At 39.3% G+C, this 18,395-nt stretch carries 13 protein-coding genes; 3 read left to right on the forward strand and 10 right to left on the reverse strand.

The window, feature by feature from the left end; all coding sequences use genetic code 11:
* Nucleotides 1–200 precede the first annotated feature (200 nt).
* The gene (locus I6F43_RS15605; RefSeq protein WP_197103080.1) at nucleotides 201–3,533 is read left to right on the forward strand and encodes an MHYT domain-containing protein; all 3,333 of its coding nucleotides are present in this window, start codon (nucleotides 201–203) and stop codon (nucleotides 3,531–3,533) included.
* Nucleotides 3,534–3,536: 3 nt separating this feature from the next.
* Nucleotides 3,537–4,529, forward strand: a complete 993-nt coding sequence (locus I6F43_RS15610; protein WP_101163310.1) for a response regulator — start codon at nucleotides 3,537–3,539, stop codon at nucleotides 4,527–4,529.
* Here the strand turns inward: I6F43_RS15610 and I6F43_RS15615 are convergent.
* A complete protein-coding gene (locus tag I6F43_RS15615) occupies nucleotides 4,526–4,966 on the reverse strand; it encodes a VOC family protein (RefSeq protein ID WP_197103082.1) in 441 nt (146 codons plus the stop codon). The genes I6F43_RS15610 and I6F43_RS15615 overlap by 4 nt on opposite strands.
* Before the next feature lies 1 nt (nucleotide 4,967).
* Nucleotides 4,968–5,699, reverse strand: a complete 732-nt coding sequence (locus I6F43_RS15620) for an HD domain-containing protein (protein ID WP_211185177.1) — start codon at nucleotides 5,697–5,699, stop codon at nucleotides 4,968–4,970.
* Between the two features lie 64 nt (nucleotides 5,700–5,763).
* On the opposite strand from I6F43_RS15620, the gene I6F43_RS15625 reads away from it, so the two are divergent.
* The gene (locus I6F43_RS15625; protein WP_007581068.1) at nucleotides 5,764–6,954 is read left to right on the forward strand and encodes a class I SAM-dependent methyltransferase; all 1,191 of its coding nucleotides are present in this window, start codon (nucleotides 5,764–5,766) and stop codon (nucleotides 6,952–6,954) included.
* Nucleotides 6,955–6,984: 30 nt separating this feature from the next.
* Here the strand turns inward: I6F43_RS15625 and I6F43_RS15630 are convergent, their stop codons facing one another.
* The 8 genes from I6F43_RS15630 to pgi form a co-directional block, all read right to left on the reverse strand.
* Nucleotides 6,985–7,281: a PilZ domain-containing protein gene (locus I6F43_RS15630; protein ID WP_007581065.1), complete on the reverse strand. Its 297-nt coding sequence runs from the start codon at nucleotides 7,279–7,281 to the stop codon at nucleotides 6,985–6,987.
* A 9-nt stretch (nucleotides 7,282–7,290) separates the two neighbouring features.
* Entirely contained in the window at nucleotides 7,291–7,671 is a 381-nt protein-coding gene (locus I6F43_RS15635; protein ID WP_007581064.1) for a response regulator, read from the reverse strand.
* Nucleotides 7,672–7,746: 75 nt separating this feature from the next.
* Entirely contained in the window at nucleotides 7,747–11,634 is a 3,888-nt protein-coding gene (gene hrpA / locus I6F43_RS15640; RefSeq protein WP_197103084.1) for an ATP-dependent RNA helicase HrpA, read from the reverse strand.
* Between the two features lie 272 nt (nucleotides 11,635–11,906).
* Nucleotides 11,907–12,938, reverse strand: coding sequence for an isoaspartyl peptidase/L-asparaginase family protein (locus I6F43_RS15645; protein WP_121954328.1), 1,032 nt, complete (start codon nucleotides 12,936–12,938; stop codon nucleotides 11,907–11,909).
* A 290-nt stretch (nucleotides 12,939–13,228) separates the two neighbouring features.
* The gene (locus tag I6F43_RS15650) at nucleotides 13,229–13,933 is read right to left on the reverse strand and encodes a SapC family protein (protein ID WP_002961447.1); all 705 of its coding nucleotides are present in this window, start codon (nucleotides 13,931–13,933) and stop codon (nucleotides 13,229–13,231) included.
* Nucleotides 13,934–14,269: 336 nt separating this feature from the next.
* Nucleotides 14,270–14,980, reverse strand: coding sequence for a 6-phosphogluconolactonase (gene pgl, locus I6F43_RS15655; protein ID WP_007581060.1), 711 nt, complete (start codon nucleotides 14,978–14,980; stop codon nucleotides 14,270–14,272).
* A 2-nt stretch (nucleotides 14,981–14,982) separates the two neighbouring features.
* Nucleotides 14,983–16,455, reverse strand: coding sequence for a glucose-6-phosphate dehydrogenase (zwf, locus tag I6F43_RS15660; protein ID WP_101163306.1), 1,473 nt, complete (start codon nucleotides 16,453–16,455; stop codon nucleotides 14,983–14,985).
* A gap of 268 nt (nucleotides 16,456–16,723) precedes the next feature.
* On the reverse strand, nucleotides 16,724–18,370 hold the full coding sequence (pgi, locus tag I6F43_RS15665) for a glucose-6-phosphate isomerase (RefSeq protein ID WP_197103086.1): 1,647 nt from the start codon (nucleotides 18,368–18,370) through the stop codon (nucleotides 16,724–16,726).
* Between the last annotated feature and the right edge of the window lie 25 nt (nucleotides 18,371–18,395).

Below are 18,395 nucleotides of genomic sequence, written 5' to 3' on the forward strand. Positions count from 1 at the left end.
ATCCACTTTATTATAATAAGCTATAGATTGATCCGTCTGTTTTATTTGAATTGAAAGTTAAAATATTTTATTTACTTCAATAACAAAAAATAAATAAACTTGGTTAAAATTCGTCACTTTATAGCGCGATTAGAAATAACGGTTCATTTATTAGTAAATTAGATTAAACTTGTAAAATAAAGATTATATTTCGAGCCGTTATGCTATCAGCTTTCTTCATTACAGACCAAGATCCAAGCCTAATACTTAATGGGGTTTACGACCCTCTTCTAGTCTCAATGTCTGTATTAATAGCCATTTTTGCTGCTTTTTTTACTACTAAGCTCATTGATTTAGCAAAAGAGACTAAATTCCCTCGTTATCAACGTTTAGCAAATATAACCGCAGCAACTGTATTTTCTTCTGGTATTTGGAGTATGCACTTTATAGGTATGTTAGCTTTTTCGCTATGTACTAATATAAGCTACGATCCAACAATCACACTACTCTCTTTTCTTCCTGCTTTATTAGCATGTCAGTATGCGGTATCAATACTTGTAAATAGTGATGGAAACTTTAGAGTGCTCAGCATTTGCTCGATCTTACTAGGGGCTGGTATTGGTACAATGCATTACAGCGGTATGGCTGCAATGGAGCTTTCCCCAATGTTGCGCTATGACCCACTGACCTTTGGTCTTTCAATTTTAGTTGCCGTCGCTCTTTCGTTTATAGCGTTATATAGCCGCTTTAATCTTGAAAAATTTTTTCCAAAACTATCATACCTACAAAATAGAGCCATCAGCGCTATAATATTAGGCTTTGCTGTTGCTGCTATGCATTATATGGGCATGGCATCTACACGCTTTGTTGCAACATCTCCTCTTTTATATGACGACGCAAATGCTTCTGCTGGGCTCACTTTTGTAGCCATCGCGGTTGCAACTGCAACGATTGCCATTACAAGCGTAGTAGCGGTACTTAATGGCATGGTCAGATATAAAATGTTACTTGAAGAAAAGTCAGCCGACGAGTCTCGCTTAAACGCAATTTTAGGCACAGCCATTGATGGAATCGTGACAATAGATCACACCGGCATTATTTTGAGCTTTAATGAGTCAGCTAGCAAAATTTTTGGTTGGCATGAAAATGAAGTACAAAATCATAATATTAAAATGCTAATGGATGATGCTATCGCGATGCATCACGACAGCTATCTTTTACATGCTAAAAATGTTGATTTAGGTAAAGTAATTGGTGTTAACCGTGAAATTTTTGCTAAACACAAAAACGGCCACTTATTTCCAATTCGATTAGGCGTCGGTGAAGTTAATCAGCCAGGGCAAAATCCTCTATACGTAGGCTTCATAACAGACTTATCAGAGCAACGAGCTTTACAAAAAAGCCTTGAAGAAAAAGAGCAAAAGTATCGCTCTTTAATGGATAACATGCCAGGTGTGGCTTTTAGGTGTAAATTTGATGATAACTGGACCATGCTTTTTATCAGCCCGAGCATCAACGAGTTAACGGGTTATAACCCTAATGAATTTACTGAACACTGCATTGAATTTAACGATTTGATTTTAAAGTCTGATCAGCAGCCTATTGTAGATGCCGTAACAACAGCCGTAGAAGAAAAACGTCAGTATTCAATCGAATACAGGATTCGCCACAGAAACGGTAAAATATTATGGCTTTTAGATAAAGGCAGCATCGACTTTGATACCCAGGGTCAAGTAAAGTGGATTGATGGTGTTTTAGTTGATATTACAGAACGCAAAGAATATGAAGAAAAACTCGAGCAAGCTAAATTTAAAGCTGAAGAAGCAGCTCATGCAAAGCAATCTTTTATGGCTAATATGAGCCATGAAATACGTACACCTATGAATTCTATAATAGGTTTTAGTGACTTGTTAATGGATACCCCACTTGATCAAGAACAACAAAAGCATTTAGTGACCGTAAATAATGCAGCGCGTTCATTACTTAGATTATTAAATGAAATTCTCGATTCCGCAAAACTAGAGCGCGGTAAGCTCACTATTGAGCCAATACACTTTAGTTTAAAGCCAGTAATAGACAGTATTATTTCTACTTTTTGGTTAGAAGCTAAAAAGAAAGATTTAGAACTTAAACTTCATATTAAAGAATCAGTAAGTGCTACTTATTACGGTGACCCAGATCGACTCAGGCAAGTACTTACTAATTTAATTGGTAATGCTATTAAGTTTACCGAAAAAGGCTCTGTTACCGTAACTGTTGCTATAACACAAAATCAGCATCTGTTTTTTGAAGTGCAAGATACCGGTATTGGTATTGCAAAAGATCGTATTCAAGCAGTGTTTCAACCTTTCGAACAAGCCGATGGTACTACTACTCGCCGTTTTGGTGGTACAGGTCTTGGTACTACCATAAGCAAACAACTTGTAGAGCTTATGGGTGGAACAATAAACTTAGTAAGTGAACTAGGTAAAGGCACCTGCTTTTATTTTTCATTACCGCTTACTTTAGGTGACGAAACTAAAATAGATCATTTTGATGGTCTACACACACAACTGCCTGCACTTAGGGTGTTAGTAGTTGACGATATAGAGCAAAATACAGAACTACTTTCTTTACTCCTGTCACGCGATCAACATGCAGTTACCAAGGCATCTAACGGACTTGAAGCGATTAAAGTATTTGAAGAACAAGACTTTGATGTCATTTTAATGGATATACATATGCCATTGTGTGATGGCATAGAGGCAACACAAAAAATAAGAGCAATAGAAAATCAAAGACAAATTAAATACACGCCAATTATCGCGCTCACAGCCAGTGTATTACAACAAGATAAGCTTACGGCTAAAAAAGCAGGCATGAATGGCTTTGCAAATAAACCCGTCGATATAAATCAGCTAAACCAAGAAATAGCACAAGTGCTTGGTCTTGGTATCGCAAAAGAAATGGTTATATCGCAAAGCGATCCTAAAGCACAGCATATAGATTTTGAAAAAGGGTTAGCACTTTGGGGCTCTAAGTGTAAGCAGCTTACCGAAATCACTAAATTTATTAGTGATAGCAATAAGCGGTTCGAAATATTATTCAGTGATAAATTATCAAACATAAAAGATGCTGATAGTCTCATACACACTCTTAAAGGTGTTGCTGGTAATTTGGGCCTAATAACGTTAATGAAGTTATTAACCGATTTAGAGCAAAAACAAAGTGACGCTAAAATTATTAGTACTTTAGACGATATAAAAAACGAGCTACTTGTCATCTCACAATTGCTATCATCTAATACTTGCGATAAGCCAAGTATTAAGCCTGAAGATAATAGTTCTGACACGCTATCAATTGATGAAATTAAGTCACTGTGTAAGACGCTTTATCAAGATGCACAAAATGCAGAATTAAATGATGAGCTACTAGCAAAACTGCAACGCGGCATACCTTCAATCTATAAAAATGAAGTTGATGCTATAGCCGAGGCCTTTGATGAATTTGATTTTGATAAAGCACACGTAATACTAGAAACCTTACTTGAAAAACTAACAAACAATGAGTATTAATTAATGGATTTTACAACAGATAGGCCACGAGTATTAATTGTTGACGATGAGCCTGCAAATCTAAAAGTAATGCGCGAAGTGTTAGGTAATCAATATCGTATGTCGTTTGCTAAATCGGGTGATGCCGCATTGGCACTACTTGAAAAAGAACTACCAAAGCTAATTTTGCTAGACATAATGATGCCAGATATGAATGGGTTTGAAGTCTGCCAGCGGGTAAAAAACAATCCTAAAACGTCTCATATCCCCATTATTTTTGTGACAGCTTTGGGGGACGAAAATGATGAATTTAAAGGTTTTGAACTTGGTGCCGTAGATTATATTACCAAGCCAATAAGCCCTGCTATTGTAAGAGCTAGAGTTAAAACTCACTTATCGCTAGTGCAAGCTGAGCAATTAAAACAAGCACATGTAGATTTAGTACAACGTCTAGGCCGTGCTGCTGAATATAAAGATACTGACACTGGCGAACATATAGTGCGTATGAGCCAATACAGCAAAGTATTAGCATTAGCGCTAGGTATGGATGAGCAAAGTGCAGAGCTTTTACGCCAAGCCGCCCCAATGCACGATGTTGGGAAAATAGGTATCCCTGATGCTATCTTACTCAAGCCAGGAAAGTTAACTTTTGAAGAGTTTGAGCATATGAAGAAACACGCCATAATTGGTGCACAAATATTAGCAAATTCTTCATCGCCATTATTACAACTCGCTCATAAACTTGCTATTGAACACCACGAAAAATGGGATGGTTCAGGCTATCCTAACGGGATCAAAGGCGAAGAAATATCAATTGAAGGTAGAATTGTTGCCGTTGCTGACGTTTTTGATGCTCTGACTTCAAAACGCCCTTATAAAGAGGCATGGAGTGTAGAGAAAACAGTTTTACATATGCAAGAGCAAGCAGGAGCTCATTTTGATCCCGCTCTAATCGAACTATTTGTGAAAAAATTAGACGATATTCTTGCTATAAAAAATTCAAATCAAGAAAGCTAATTCTTTTTAGCGCTGTGAGAGCCAAGCTCAACATTTGGGTAGTAAGACTTTATATAACGATAGTCATGTGACGTAATTTCATGGCTATTACCGCTTTCATCTTTAAAGTACATAGAAAACGTTACACCATGATCTGCTAAAACTACTTTTATATTTAAACCCTCAAGATGATTACGCCATTGAATAAATTGATCCCCTGAGGCCAAAAATGCAATCCCTTTACTACGCCCCTCACCTTCAAAAAGTGCTAAACGAGTTGTTGAACTCGCATCTTCAAGTGTTAAAGGGCCGCGTCCGTCCTCATCCCAAAAGGCAAGCTCGGGTACTACACTAAAACCTAAAACACGCTCATACCACTTAACGGCATCAATCAAGTTATCAACATTTAAATGGCAATGATCAATCCCAGATAATTTAGGTATGCTTGTATTATTCACGTTACTCACCTATTTCTGACTTTAATTGCTCTAAAAAGTCATGCATATACCTTGTACGTCTATTCGCTTCTGCTTTAGCAGATGGCGTATTCATACTATCGGCAATATGTAATAACTTTATAAAAAAGTGATCAAGCGTGTATGTTTTATCATCAGCCTCGCGTTCAATACAAAAAGGGTCTTCTGGGTTATACAATAACCGAGAAATTGATCCGCCTACTTTCATGCATCGACTCACTCCAATAGCGCCCAATGCATCCATTCTGTCAGCATCTTGTACTATTTGCGCTTCAACAGTTTTAATTTTTATATTTGCGCTGAAACTATGAGCGGCAATGGCATGATGAATCTCATCAAAAAGTGACTCGTCATAATTAATAGATTTTAAAAATTCCAATGCTTTATCGGCTGCCATAGTAGAGGCTTTTGCACGATCAGGATGATTTTTAGCCACCGCCACACAGTCATGCATCCACGCTGCAGGTAATACAACTGACATGTTTGCCTGCTCCGCATTACATAGCTGTATTGCAACGCGCACCACTCGTTCTATATGGGTAATATCGTGAGCTACATCGGCATGCACTAAAGAAGCTATAAACTCTCTACATTGTGAATTAAGTATTTTTAAATCGGGGCTTAAAACGGCGTCAGGCACTATTAGGTTCCAAAAGCTAATGAATCGATAAATTATCCGTACTTTACCGTGCTTTATGCCCACCTTGCAAAACATTCATTGTATGTTGCCCCTTGCTTGACTAAAATACAGCGCTTATTTATTACTACTGAGAAGCCTTATGTCATCTGCCGTTTACCTACAAGCTGGTCGCGATAAATCATTAAAAAGAAAACACCCTTGGTTATTTTCAAAAGCCATCAAAAAAATTAAAGGTAAACCTGGATTAGGCGACACAGTAACGATTCACGATAGCGAAGGTAAGTTTTTAGCAACTGCTGCTTACAGCCCTCACTCACAAATTCGCGCACGTGTTTGGAGCTTTGACGAAAAAGAAGTCATCGATCAAAACTTTTTTGAACGCCGTTTACGCCGCTCATTAGAAGCACGTAGCCAAGTAATTGAAGAAGGCGGGCTCACAGGCTTTAGATTATGTGCTGCGGAGTCTGATTACTTACCAGGCGTTACAATCGATAAGTTTGATAACGTGTTAGTGTGTCAGCTACTAAGTGCGGGTGCCGAGCGTCATAAAGGCGAGATTGTTGGCGCGTTGATGTCTATTTTCCCAGGCTCTAGCATATACGAGCGCTCAGACGTAGAAGTACGCACTAAAGAAGGCTTAGAGCCAATAAAAGGCGCTCTTTGGGGTAATGAACCAACACAGCCGGTACTTATTGAGGAAAACGGTTTTAAAATTGAAGTCGATATAATTGATGGACATAAAACGGGCTTTTATTTAGACCAGCGCGATAGCCGCGCCGCACTTGAGCGTTTTTCAAAGGGTAAAACGGTACTTAACTGTTTTAGTTATACAGGTACATTTTCGTTGTACGCCCTGCGTGGTGGATGTGAGCATGTAACTAACGTAGATGTATCTCAACCCGCTTTAGATACAGCAAAACGTAATGTTGAACATAATAACTTAGATTTAAATAAAGTAAGTTTTGTTAAGCAGGACGTATTTAAGTTACTACGCCAATACCGCGACGAAGGTAGACAGTTTGATACCATCGTAATGGACCCACCAAAGTTTGCTGATAATAAAGCGCAGCTAACCGGTGCGTGTCGTGGTTACAAAGATATCAACATGATTGCCATGCAAATACTAAAACCAGGTGGAACATTACTAACGTTCTCATGCTCTGGTTTAATGGAACAAAACTTATTTCAAAAAGTAGTAGCCGATGCAGCACTTGATGCAGGTAAAGACCTACTTATAATGGAGCGATTAAACCAGGCAGCTGATCACCCAATTGCTGGCAGCTACCCTGAAGGCTTTTATTTAAAAGGCTTAATCTGTAAGGTTTTTTAATATCTACTATTGAGTTTAACTGGATTCAAGTTAGTTAAACTGAATGATTTCAAGACCTGCTGTTACCGTGCCATCATCTTCTTTGCTGGCACGTATTACTTTTGCTGTTGCATTTAAAGGCGCAATACTTGGGTGAGTCGAATCAATGTTCACCGTCAGTAATGTATTAGGTTCAAGTAATTCATCTAAATGAATTGATAAACCTGTTGCACTTAAATCCACGCACTCTGCGGCAAAACTTAAACCCGCTATTGGTTCTATCGTTGTTAAATTTGCAGGTGTATTGATCTGCATGCGTCTAAAATTTCGCTTATCATCAGTAAACATACGTTACCTCTAAAAAACCGTGTTAATTTCTTCCAACAAAGCACCCACTGAAAATGGCTTTACAACATATGCGTTACAACCAGCGTCAAACCCTGCTTGTTTTTCAGATGGAGACTCTAGGCCCGATACCATAACAACAGGAATATTTTTTGTTTCAGGTGTGTGTTTTAGCATTCGGCATGTATCATAACCATCAAGACCAGGCATACAAACATCAAGCAAAATTATATCTGGCGGACTCGCAATTGCCGATGCAAGACAGCTTTGCCCTGAATCTGCATAACTAACATCAAATTTCGACGCGAGTGCTGCTTTGAGCATTTCAAAATTAAAATACTCATCGTCTACCACTAAAAGTCGCTTTGTTTTATGTTCAATCGATGAGGACATAACTATGTCACTTCCTTTTCAAAACAAAAATAAATCCTCCTATTAAGGTACTAAGCTTAATAGAAAATGCAAGTTTTATTCTATCTCTTTTATCGCATTAAGTACTCGCTTAGCCGAAATTGGGTAAGGAGTTCCAAGCGTTTGAGCAAATAGCGACACTCTAAGCTCTTGTTGCATCCAAAAAATAGCGGTTACTTCTTGTGGAATAGGCAAGCCTTTAGGCGTTTTATTAACTACTTTTTTGTACTCTTGAGCAACTTTATCCAACTCTAATACGCATAACCTATCACGATTTGGATCCACAGGCAGCTTCTCTAAACGTTTTTGAATCGCTTTTAAATAACGAATTAAATCCGTTATTTTATCTGCGCCATGCGCGCTCACAAAACCTTTAAATATAAGTGACTCAAGCTGTGATTTTATATCGCCATGCGCGGTTATCATGGTTAAATCAACGCGCCCTTTCATTTTTTTATGCAGTGCGTGCGCAATACTTAATACTTGCTCAACTTGCGTTGCAATCGATACAACGGCATCACCGAGCTCACCTCGTATTTGTTCTTTTACTGTTTCAAATGCTTTTTCATCGCGTATATCGCCGTGTTTCACTAATAAGCTATCAACACCTGCGGCGATACAGTCATCAATTAAACCAGCTATTTTACCAAATGGGTTAAAGTACAAACCCAGCTTTGCCTTATTCGGTAAGTTTTGTTGTAAGTACTTAATTGGCGACGGCACATTTAACAATACTAAACGGCGCAAACCTTGTTGATGAGCTTGCTGCGCTTTTGCTTCACTATCAAAAAGCTCCACTGCAGCGACTGATTTTTTATCCACCAGCGCAGGGTATGCTTTTATTTCGTATTGACCTTGTTTTTTAACATATGAAGCTGGCAGCTCACCAAAGTCCCATTGTGTTAGGTCTGATTTTTCAATGCCTTTATCGGCTACTTTAGACAGTGTTTCGGTTACTTCACCTTGCAGCTCTGCTTTAAGTTTGGCTAAATCAAGTCCACGAGCAAGTAACTTATCGTGTTCATCACGTACTTCAAACTGCAATCGTAAATGCGGTGCAAGCGCGGTTAAATCCCACGCTTCTGCATCAACTCTCACACCTGTCATTCTTAATAAGCGCGTAGCTAAAGCATCAATTAAGCTACCTTGCATTGGCTCAATAGCTGCAAGTACTGCATCTGCGTAATTTGGTGCTGGCACAAAATTACGGCGAAGCGATTTAGGCAATGACTTTATAAGCCCACTTATTAGCTCATGTCTAAATGCAGGTATATGCCAGTCAAAACCACTCTCTTGTACTTGATTCAACAGTGCTACCGGTATTTGCACCGCAACACCATCAACCGCTTGTCCTGGGTCAAAATGATAAGCAAGCGGTAATATAATATTGTCTTGCTGCCATGTGTCAGGGTAGTCAAACTCAGTGATATTACTTGCACCATGCTGCATTAGCTCTTCACGGGTCATGTGTAAGTAATGTTTATTTTGTTGTTTTTGTGTTTTATACCATTTTAAAAATGCAGCGCGGTTATTAATTTCTTTGGGTATTTTTTTATCGTAAAACTCAAATAACGTTTGCTCATCAACTAAAATATCACGACGACGAGACTTATTTTCCAGTACTTGAATATCTTCTATTAGCTCACGGTTAAACGCTAAAAAGCTCTCATTTAAGCCCAGCTCTTGCTCAACTAATGCGGTGCGTACAAAAAGCTCTCGACTCACTTTAGGGTCAATATTGCTATAAACACAGCGGCGTTTATTTACAACAAGTAGGCCGTACAAAGTTTGCTGCTCAAACGCGATTACCGCACCTGGCTTTTTCTCCCAATGTGGCTCTGTATAGCTACGTTTTACTAAATGCTGCGCTAATGGTTCTACCCAGTTAATGTCTATTTTTGCATTTGTGCGGGCATATAATTTACTGGTTTCTACCAGCTCTGCCGACATAATCCATTTAGGGCTCTTTTTAAATAAACCTGAACCCGGAAAAATATGAAACTGACTATTACGTGCACCTTTGTATATTTGCTTCTCATCTTTAAAGCCAATGTGGCTCAGCATTCCACTTAGTAACGCTTTGTGAACAAGTTCGCCATCAGCCGCTTGGCTGGTTGCTTTCATACCCATTTCGTTACACACAGTACTTATTTGATAAACAATATCTTGCCACTCACGCAGGCGCATATAGGCTAGGAAATCTTTTTGACACAGCTTTCTAAACTGGCCGTTAGTCAGCTCGCTTTGCTGCTCTTCTAAGTAATTCCATAAGTTCAAAAAAGCGATAAAGTCTGAATCTGGGTCGTCAAAGCGACCGTGTTTTTCATTGGCTGCAGCACGTTTTTCTTGCGGGCGTTCGCGTGGATCTTGAATCGACAACGCCGCCACAATAACAATCACTTCACGCAATGCGCCAAGTTTGTGAGCTGTGAGCACCATTTTAGCTAAACGAGGGTCTACCGGTAATCGGCTGAGTTCTCTACCTGAAGCGGTTAAACTCGTTTTACTATCACGTTTGTCTGGTTTTACTGCTTGTAGTTCTTCTAATAACGATAAACCATCACTTATATTACGGCTATCTGGCGCTTGCACAAACGGAAATTGCGCCATATCACCAAGCCCGAGTGCCAACATTTGCAAAATAACTGAGGCAAGATTAGTACGCAGTATTTCAGGGTCGGTAAACTCTGGGCGCGATAAAAAATCATCCTCAGAGTACAAGCGAATACAAATACCCGCTTCAACACGTCCACAACGACCCATACGCTGATTAGCACTTGCTTGCGATATAGGTTCTATTGGCAGGCGCTGAACTTTTGTACGATAACTGTAGCGGCTTATACGCGCAGTACCTGGGTCTATGACATAACGAATACCCGGCACAGTTAGTGACGTTTCGGCTACGTTGGTCGATAAAATAATATGACGACGAGAATGTGGCGCAAATATACGGTTTTGCTCTGCGTTAGATAAGCGCGAGTAAAGTGGCAATACATCTGTGTGTTTTAAATTACGCTTGCTAAGTGCATCAGCGGTATCGCGTATTTCACGCTCACCGTTTAAAAATATCAGTATGTCACCAGGACCTTCCGCGCACAGTTCGTCAACAGCATCAAAAATACCTTGTAGCTGATCGCCCTCGGCTTCCATATCTTCTTTATTAATATCGGCCGTTGGGTTGTAACGCACATCAACAGGGAAAGTACGACCCGATACTTCTATAATGGGCGCATCATCAAAATGCTTTGAAAAGCGCTCAGGATCGATGGTTGCAGACGTAATTATTATTTTTAGATCAGGACGTTTTGGAAGTAGGTTTTTTAAGTAACCCAAAATAAAGTCGATGTTTAAACTACGCTCGTGCGCTTCATCTATAATTATGGTGTCGTATTGGTTTAAAAATCGATCTTGCTGAATTTCTGCCAGTAAAATACCGTCAGTCATTAGTTTAACGTACGTATTATTAGAAACCTGATCGCTAAAACGGATTTTAAAACCGACTTGCTGACCAAGTTCGCACTTCATTTCTTCAGCAATACGGTTAGCCACCGTTCGCGCTGCTAATCGGCGTGGTTGAGTATGGCCTATTAAGCCATCAACACCACGGCCAAGCTCTAAACACATTTTAGGTATTTGAGTTGTTTTACCTGAGCCCGTCTCACCTGCAATAATAACCACTTGGTTATTTGCAATGGCGTCTTTAATTGTTTCCTTTTTTTGACTTACTGGCAATTGCTCAGGGTAAGTCACTTTAGGAAGGCCCGCTAAGCGTTTATCACGTAATTCTTGGCTACGGGTTATATCAGCCGCTATTTTTTCAAGCGCGTTGGCATGCTTGTTTTCATCCGTTATTTTTTTTACGCCATGTAAGCGTTTTTTGAAAATGAATTGATCTTTTTTCAAGCACGTTTTTAGCTCGCCAAACAACTGACCTAGGTTTACCACCCGCATACCTTATAAAATTAGTTAAAGAGCCATAATTATATCAAATTAAACGGCCGGGGTTAATCCTACAAAATGCATAACACGGGGTTGTTTGTTATATAAACGCTGCGATTCACCTAAACTGCGAATAATAAATCTATCTCAAGCAGTTATTTTCAGCGCTAACTGCACTGAAAATAACTGGCTAGCAATAAATGAATTAAAATATCATTGTGGTTCAATACTTTAGTAAATCTATTAACCAGAGTTGAGGTTAATTAAATTACTTTGGCTTATTCGTCGTTAAAAATGCCCACGTAGGTCGCTTGCGTATTCGACTTACTTGCCCGATACATGCCAGAGGTATTAAACGGCAAGCTAATATTCCCCTTAGTATCAATAATAATAACGCCGCCAGTGCCACCAATTGGCTTAAGCACACCGTTTATAACTTCATCTCCAGCTTCAGCTATGGTTTTACCTTGATACTTAACACGCGCACATATATCGCTCGCTACGTTATAGCGAATAAAATATTCACCGTGCCCTGTTGCCGATACTGCGCACGATTCGTTTTCAGCAAATGTCCCAGCACCAATTACCGGCGCGTCACCTACACGGCCATAACGTTTTGCCGTCATACCACCTGTGGATGTACCTGCCGCTAAATTACCGTTTTTATCAAGCGCCACTGCGCCAACCGTGCCCATTTTGTAAGAGTTAGGCAATGCTTTGTGCGCGGCTTGGTACTCTTTACTGGTTGCTTTGGCTTTATCTAATTTTTGTTTTGCTTTTAAAAGCGCTTTGTAACGAGGCTCGGTATCAAATAAGTTATTTTCGACAAGTTCAACACCTTGCTCTTTAGCAAACTCCTCAGCGCCTTGCCCACTAAGCATTACGTGTACAGAGTTGTTCATGACCAAACGCGCTAATTTAATCGGGCTCTCAATATGCTTTACACCCGCAACTGCGCCTGCTTCACGGTTTCGACCATCCATTATGGATGCATCAAGCTCATGCCCGCCATCGTAAGTGTATACCGCTCCACGCCCTGCATTAAAATAAGGCGATTGCTCTAATACTGTAATTGCCGCAGTTACCGCATCTAAACTTTCACCGCCTTGGTGTAATACTTTATAGCCTGTCTCTACGGCCTCTGTTAATTTAGCGCGGTACTGCTTTTCTTGAGCGGGTGTAAACCGTGCTTTTTCTATTGTCCCTGCCCCACCATGAATCGCAATGGCAAAAGGAGTCTCTGCAGCGAATACGCTATTACTTAAAGCAAAAAGGCTGCTCGCAAAAATTGCTAATAAGGGTGTTTTCATAATGAGTTCTTTTATGGAAAAGTTATAAACTAATGTGAATGGTTGCGGGCTTAATTTCAACTAAAGTGAGTTTAATGGCATAAAAAAAGCGCCTTAAGGCGCTTTTTTAAATTTTACGTATTTGTAATACCAATTTTATTAAAAACATGGTCATTCTAGCGTATTAAATAGCTCACTAACTACGTTGAAAATTATTTATATAGAACAACTATGTATCATAATTTTAGCCTTGTTATTGAGCCATTTTCTTATCGCTATAATAGATCACTAATTTAATGCAATTGGTATAATTAAGCTTGTTTAGCTTTTAAACGCGCTAAACGTGCTACTTGATGAGTAGACGTTAAGAAAGAATAAATTGGTGCTAAGTAACCACGTTTACGAAGCTCTAAGAAATCAGCATCGCTTAACTCATTTAGCTTTTTCTCATCGATAAGGTAAATACCGTTGATGTCTTTTTTCTCGCCTTTAATGTCTACTGTAAGCGTTTGCGCAATTAGTAGCTCTTTATCAGCAAGGAATTTAGTGAACGCTTCTGTTACTTGAGAAAACTCAATAAAAGATACAAGCGCTTCTTTACGACGTTTTAGGTAATCTGTTTCTTCGCCGTTTTCAAATAATGCATTACCTTCGTCTTCACCAACAAGCGCACTTGCTTCGTCAATTACGATACCGTATTGATCTTGATCTGGGTGTTTAACTAAGCCCAGTGGGTAACGAGTAGATGCCATAGGTGCAAATGCTGCAGTCCATTTGCCATCTTCTACAAAAAGGTTTTCGCCTGGCTCTAAGCCAAACATAGCAACAGCTTGAAAAGTGCCGCTTTCGTTGTTTTTAACGAATGACATTGGAAACTCGTTTGCTACGCGTGCAAACTCATGTGCAACTACTGGCACTAAATGTTGAGTTTTCATGAATTCTACATTGATGCCGTTTTGAATTTTAGTGTTGGCATGTTTTTCGTTGTGTAAAGGCTGTACTTGTTGCTCCGCCATGTTACTGCTCCGTTTATTTTAATTTATATGTTTCATTGTTAATACCTTTAGGCTAATGCTTTTGAGCTAAAAAAGGAAGGGAAACTTTTATGACAACGACCATGAAAAAATAAAATTTAACTAAATCTGAACGTTGCTAAAAAACATACAGCTCAAACTCATAAATTTTGTTCAAAAACAACACACTTCGTGGTTGATTTTAATACAAACCAAAGTTATTCATTAACATTGGTTAACAGTTCAGGACTGTTTTTTTGCAGTGTTTAGGCTTAAATTTGAGCAAATAAAAAAGGCCGCTTATATAAGCGGCCTTTAAAAGTTAAATTAGCACCTAAATTAAGGCGCCCAATATACTTCAATATTTATACTTGGGTGATTAAGCACTGCGCGAAGTGGCATGTCATTAACATCGCCGCCCGCTTTTGCTTGCTTATAAACAGCGAGTTTTTCTTCACCGCTAATTAAAAGCTTAACCACTTTAGATTGCGCAATGGCATTTAACGTAAGCGTCATTCGCTCAGTAATACTACCCGTCACATCACTTTGTATCGCATTAATTGCACATACTGTTTGCTCAGTTGTTAAACCGTGCTCTAAACCTTCTGCATTTGGGAACAACGACGCTGTATGACCATCTGGGCCCATGCCTAGAATAGTTACATCGTATGGCGCTTTTAAAGCACTGTAAGCGGCTTCACACACTTCACTGCCTTGCTGCGCGGTTGCAGCATCGTTTTTCATGGTTATAAAGTTTGCAGCACTGCCAAAATTTTGTAATAACGTGCTTTTAATAAATGCTTCGTTACTTTTTTCATGGCTTGGGTCTACCCAGCGTTCATCAACCATAGCAACATCAACATGTTGCCAATCTAAATCAAGCGTTGATAAATGCTTATAAGCGGGCGCAGGAGACGAGCCACCCGACACCATTAATACAGCACGGCCATCGTTTTTAATACCATCACGTAGTGATTGCTCAAGCGTTGCAGAAAGCTCAGCTGTTAACGCGTCTTTATCGTCAAAAAATTTTTCAACTAGTGTTGCCATGCTTATACCTTATCGCCTGTGTTAAACCACACGTGGCTTTTTTCTGCCAATAATTCATCAGCATCCTCAGGACCCCAGCTACCAGCACGATAAAGCGCAGGCTTGCCTTTGTCTTGCCAACGGTCAATGATTGGATCAATCCATTTCCACGCTTGACGAACTTCATCACGGTGAATAAATAATGATGGGTTATTTGCAGCGGCATCAAGCATTAAACGCTTGTACGCATCTGAGTGAAAACCATTGCTGTAAGCTTGTGAAAGCTCAATATTCATTGTCACTGGCTCAAGTTGCATTTGAAGGTTATCAAGACGCTTAGACATAAGCGTTAGTTGAATTGTTTCCTCTGGTTGCAAACGAATAACAAGACGATTTGGCTCGATATTACCCACGTTATCTTCGTAGATATTGTGAGATACTTTTTTGTATTCAACCACAATTTCTGCACAGCGCTTAGCCATACGTTTACCCGTACGAAGGTAAAATGGAACACCCGCCCAGCGCCAGTTATCAATATGTGCACGAATAGCTACAAACGTTTCTGTTTTACTAGAACCTTCATTTAGCTCTTCTAAGTAACCCGGTACAATTTTACCGTTTAAGTCACCTGGTACGTATTGACCACGAACAATATTTTCATCAACATCACCACCTACTAGTGGGCGAAGTGCTTCTAATACTTTTAATTTTTCGTTACGAATACTGTTAGCGTTAAGCTTATTAGGCGACTCCATTGCAACTAAACAAAGTAGTTGTAATAAATGGTTTTGAACCATGTCACGAAGTGCACCGGCTTTATCGTAGAAACCAGCACGGCTTTCAAGGCCAACAGTTTCTGATAAGCTAATTTGGATGTTATCAATAGATTTAGCATCCCACATATTTTCAAACAATGAGTTTGAAAAACGTAGCGCCATTAAGTTTTGTACTGTTTCTTTACCTAAGTAATGGTCAATACGGAAAATTTGCTCTTCATTAAAAAATTCTGCAATTTTTCCATTAATTGCTTCAGCAGAATCACCGCAATAACCAATAGGCTTTTCAACAACAACGCGTGATGTAGGTGTAATTAAACCTTTAGTCGATAATATCTCACAACATGTGCCGTAAACAGCAGGCGGAAGCGATAAATAAAACACACGAGACTTAGTACTTTCGTGCTCATCTAAAATGCCTTTTAGCACATCCCAGTTGTCGTCTGCTTCTGTAACATTACTTACCACTGGCACTAAAAAAGTAGAAAACGCTTTCCAATCTTTAGCGTTAAATTCACCTTTGCTTAAAAATTCTTGTAATGCTTTATGCGCTGTTTCTATGTATTCAGCACGTTTCGATTCTTCGCGTACTGTTGGTAGGATACGTGAGCCTTCAGGTAAGTTACCTTCTTGATATGCTCTGTACATTGCAGGTAGCAATTTGCGTAACGCAAGATCACCACCGCCCCCAAAAATTATAATATCAAAAGGATTAAGCATAGTTACTCTCTACGTTGTGATACCCAGTACACTTTATAAATGCGCGGGTATGCCTATTTATTGCTAGATTAGATGGCTTTTATAGCTGTATTTAAATAAAAGCCTGCTGAATTGTTCTGTATCGATGATTTATTATTATTTTTATCATTGCGCTTATTAAATGAGCCTTAGGGGCCCTGTATCTCCTCTCACAAAAATACAGACCCTAAGCACTCCAGCGCTACCCGTTCAAAGGTACTCGGTTTACTTACTTGCGTAAGCGAATTTTTTACTGCGTACGGTTTTGTTTGTAGTACGCCATTAAGCCGTTTGTCGAACTATCATGAGCGTGTTTAACGCTTTCATCAGTGAGTTCACTCTCAATTTTAGATGCTAAACCTTTACCCAGCTCTACGCCCCATTGGTCAAACGAACATATTTCTAAAATAATTCCTTGGCAAAATATCTTATGCTCATACAGTGCAATTAAACGGCCCACTGTTTTAGCATCTACTGTATCTAATAGCATAGACGTTGTAGGACGATTGCCTTGATGAATTTTATGATTTAATAACTCATCAATCTCTGCTTGCGATTTACCCTTAGCGGTTAAATCAGCAGTAACTTGCGCTGCATCTACCCCACTCATCATCGCTTCTGTTTGTGCAAAGAAGTTTGATAATAAAATATCGTGATGCTTATCAACATTCACTTGTGGTTTAACTGATGCAATAAAATCTGCAGGTACAATTACATTACCTTGGTGTAAACACTGATAAAACGCGTGCTGACCATTAATACCCGTCATGCCCCAAATAATTGGAACTGTAGTATAAGGTACCGTTTCGCCTGCAAAGTTAACGTGTTTACCGTTACTTTCCATTTCGCCTTGCTGTAAATACGCAGGCAACATATGCAGTGCTTGGTCGTACGGTAATATAGCTTGCGCTGTGTAGCCTAAAAAGCTCGTATTCCATACACTAAGCAATGCCATAATTAATGGTATATTTTGCTCAAACGGCGCAGATTTAAAGTGCTCGTCTATTTCAAACGCACCTTCTAAAATTGCTTCAAAGGCGTCGTAGCCTAAATATAAAGCAATTGGTAAGCCTATCGCACTCCAAAGTGAAAAGCGACCGCCAACCCAATCCCACATAGTGAATACGTTTTCGTCGCTGATACCAAAAGTTGCCGTTTTTTCTAAATTTGTACTTACTGCAACAAAGTGCTTTGCAATTGTACTTTCATCTTTTGTTGTTTGTAAAAACCAGTCAACCGCTGTTTTAGCATTTGTCATGGTTTCTGACGTAGTAAATGTTTTTGACGAAATAACAAATAATGTTGTTTCAGGGTCAATGGCTTTTAATATAGACGAAATTTGTACACCGTCAGCATTAGATACGTAATGAACATTTAACGTATCATCAGCAAGTGCTTTTAATGCCTCGGTTGCCATTTGTGGGCCAAGGTTAGAACCACCTACGCCAATACTTACCACATCTTTTACCGCTTTACCGGTATAGCCTAACCATTTACCACTACGCACTTTTTCTACAAACACTTTAATTTTAGCTAATTCGTTGTCTACGGCTTGTGTTACGTTTTCGCCATCCACTATTAATGGAGTGTGAGCACGATTACGAAGTGCCGTATGTAGTACTGAGCGATCCTCGGTGATATTGATTTTTTCACCGCTAAACATTTTATCGCGCCACGATGCAATATCGCATTCTTTAGCAAGCGACATTAAGTTTGCAAAAACATCGTTATCAATAAGTTGCTTAGAATAGTCGAATAATACGCCAGGTACTTGAGTCGAAAACTGAGAAAAGCGCCTGTCATCTTGTGCAAATAACGTTTTTAGATGTGTTTGTTTCATCTTAGCTGCACTTAGTTCTAGTGCTTGCCAACTTGCTAGTTGCGTTCGGTTAGACATGGAAATATCCTCTAGTTTTTTCAAT

The sequence above is a fragment of the Pseudoalteromonas sp. NZS71_1 genome (assembly GCF_015864305.1).
Taxonomy (GTDB): Bacteria; Pseudomonadota; Gammaproteobacteria; order Enterobacterales; family Alteromonadaceae; genus Pseudoalteromonas; species Pseudoalteromonas arctica.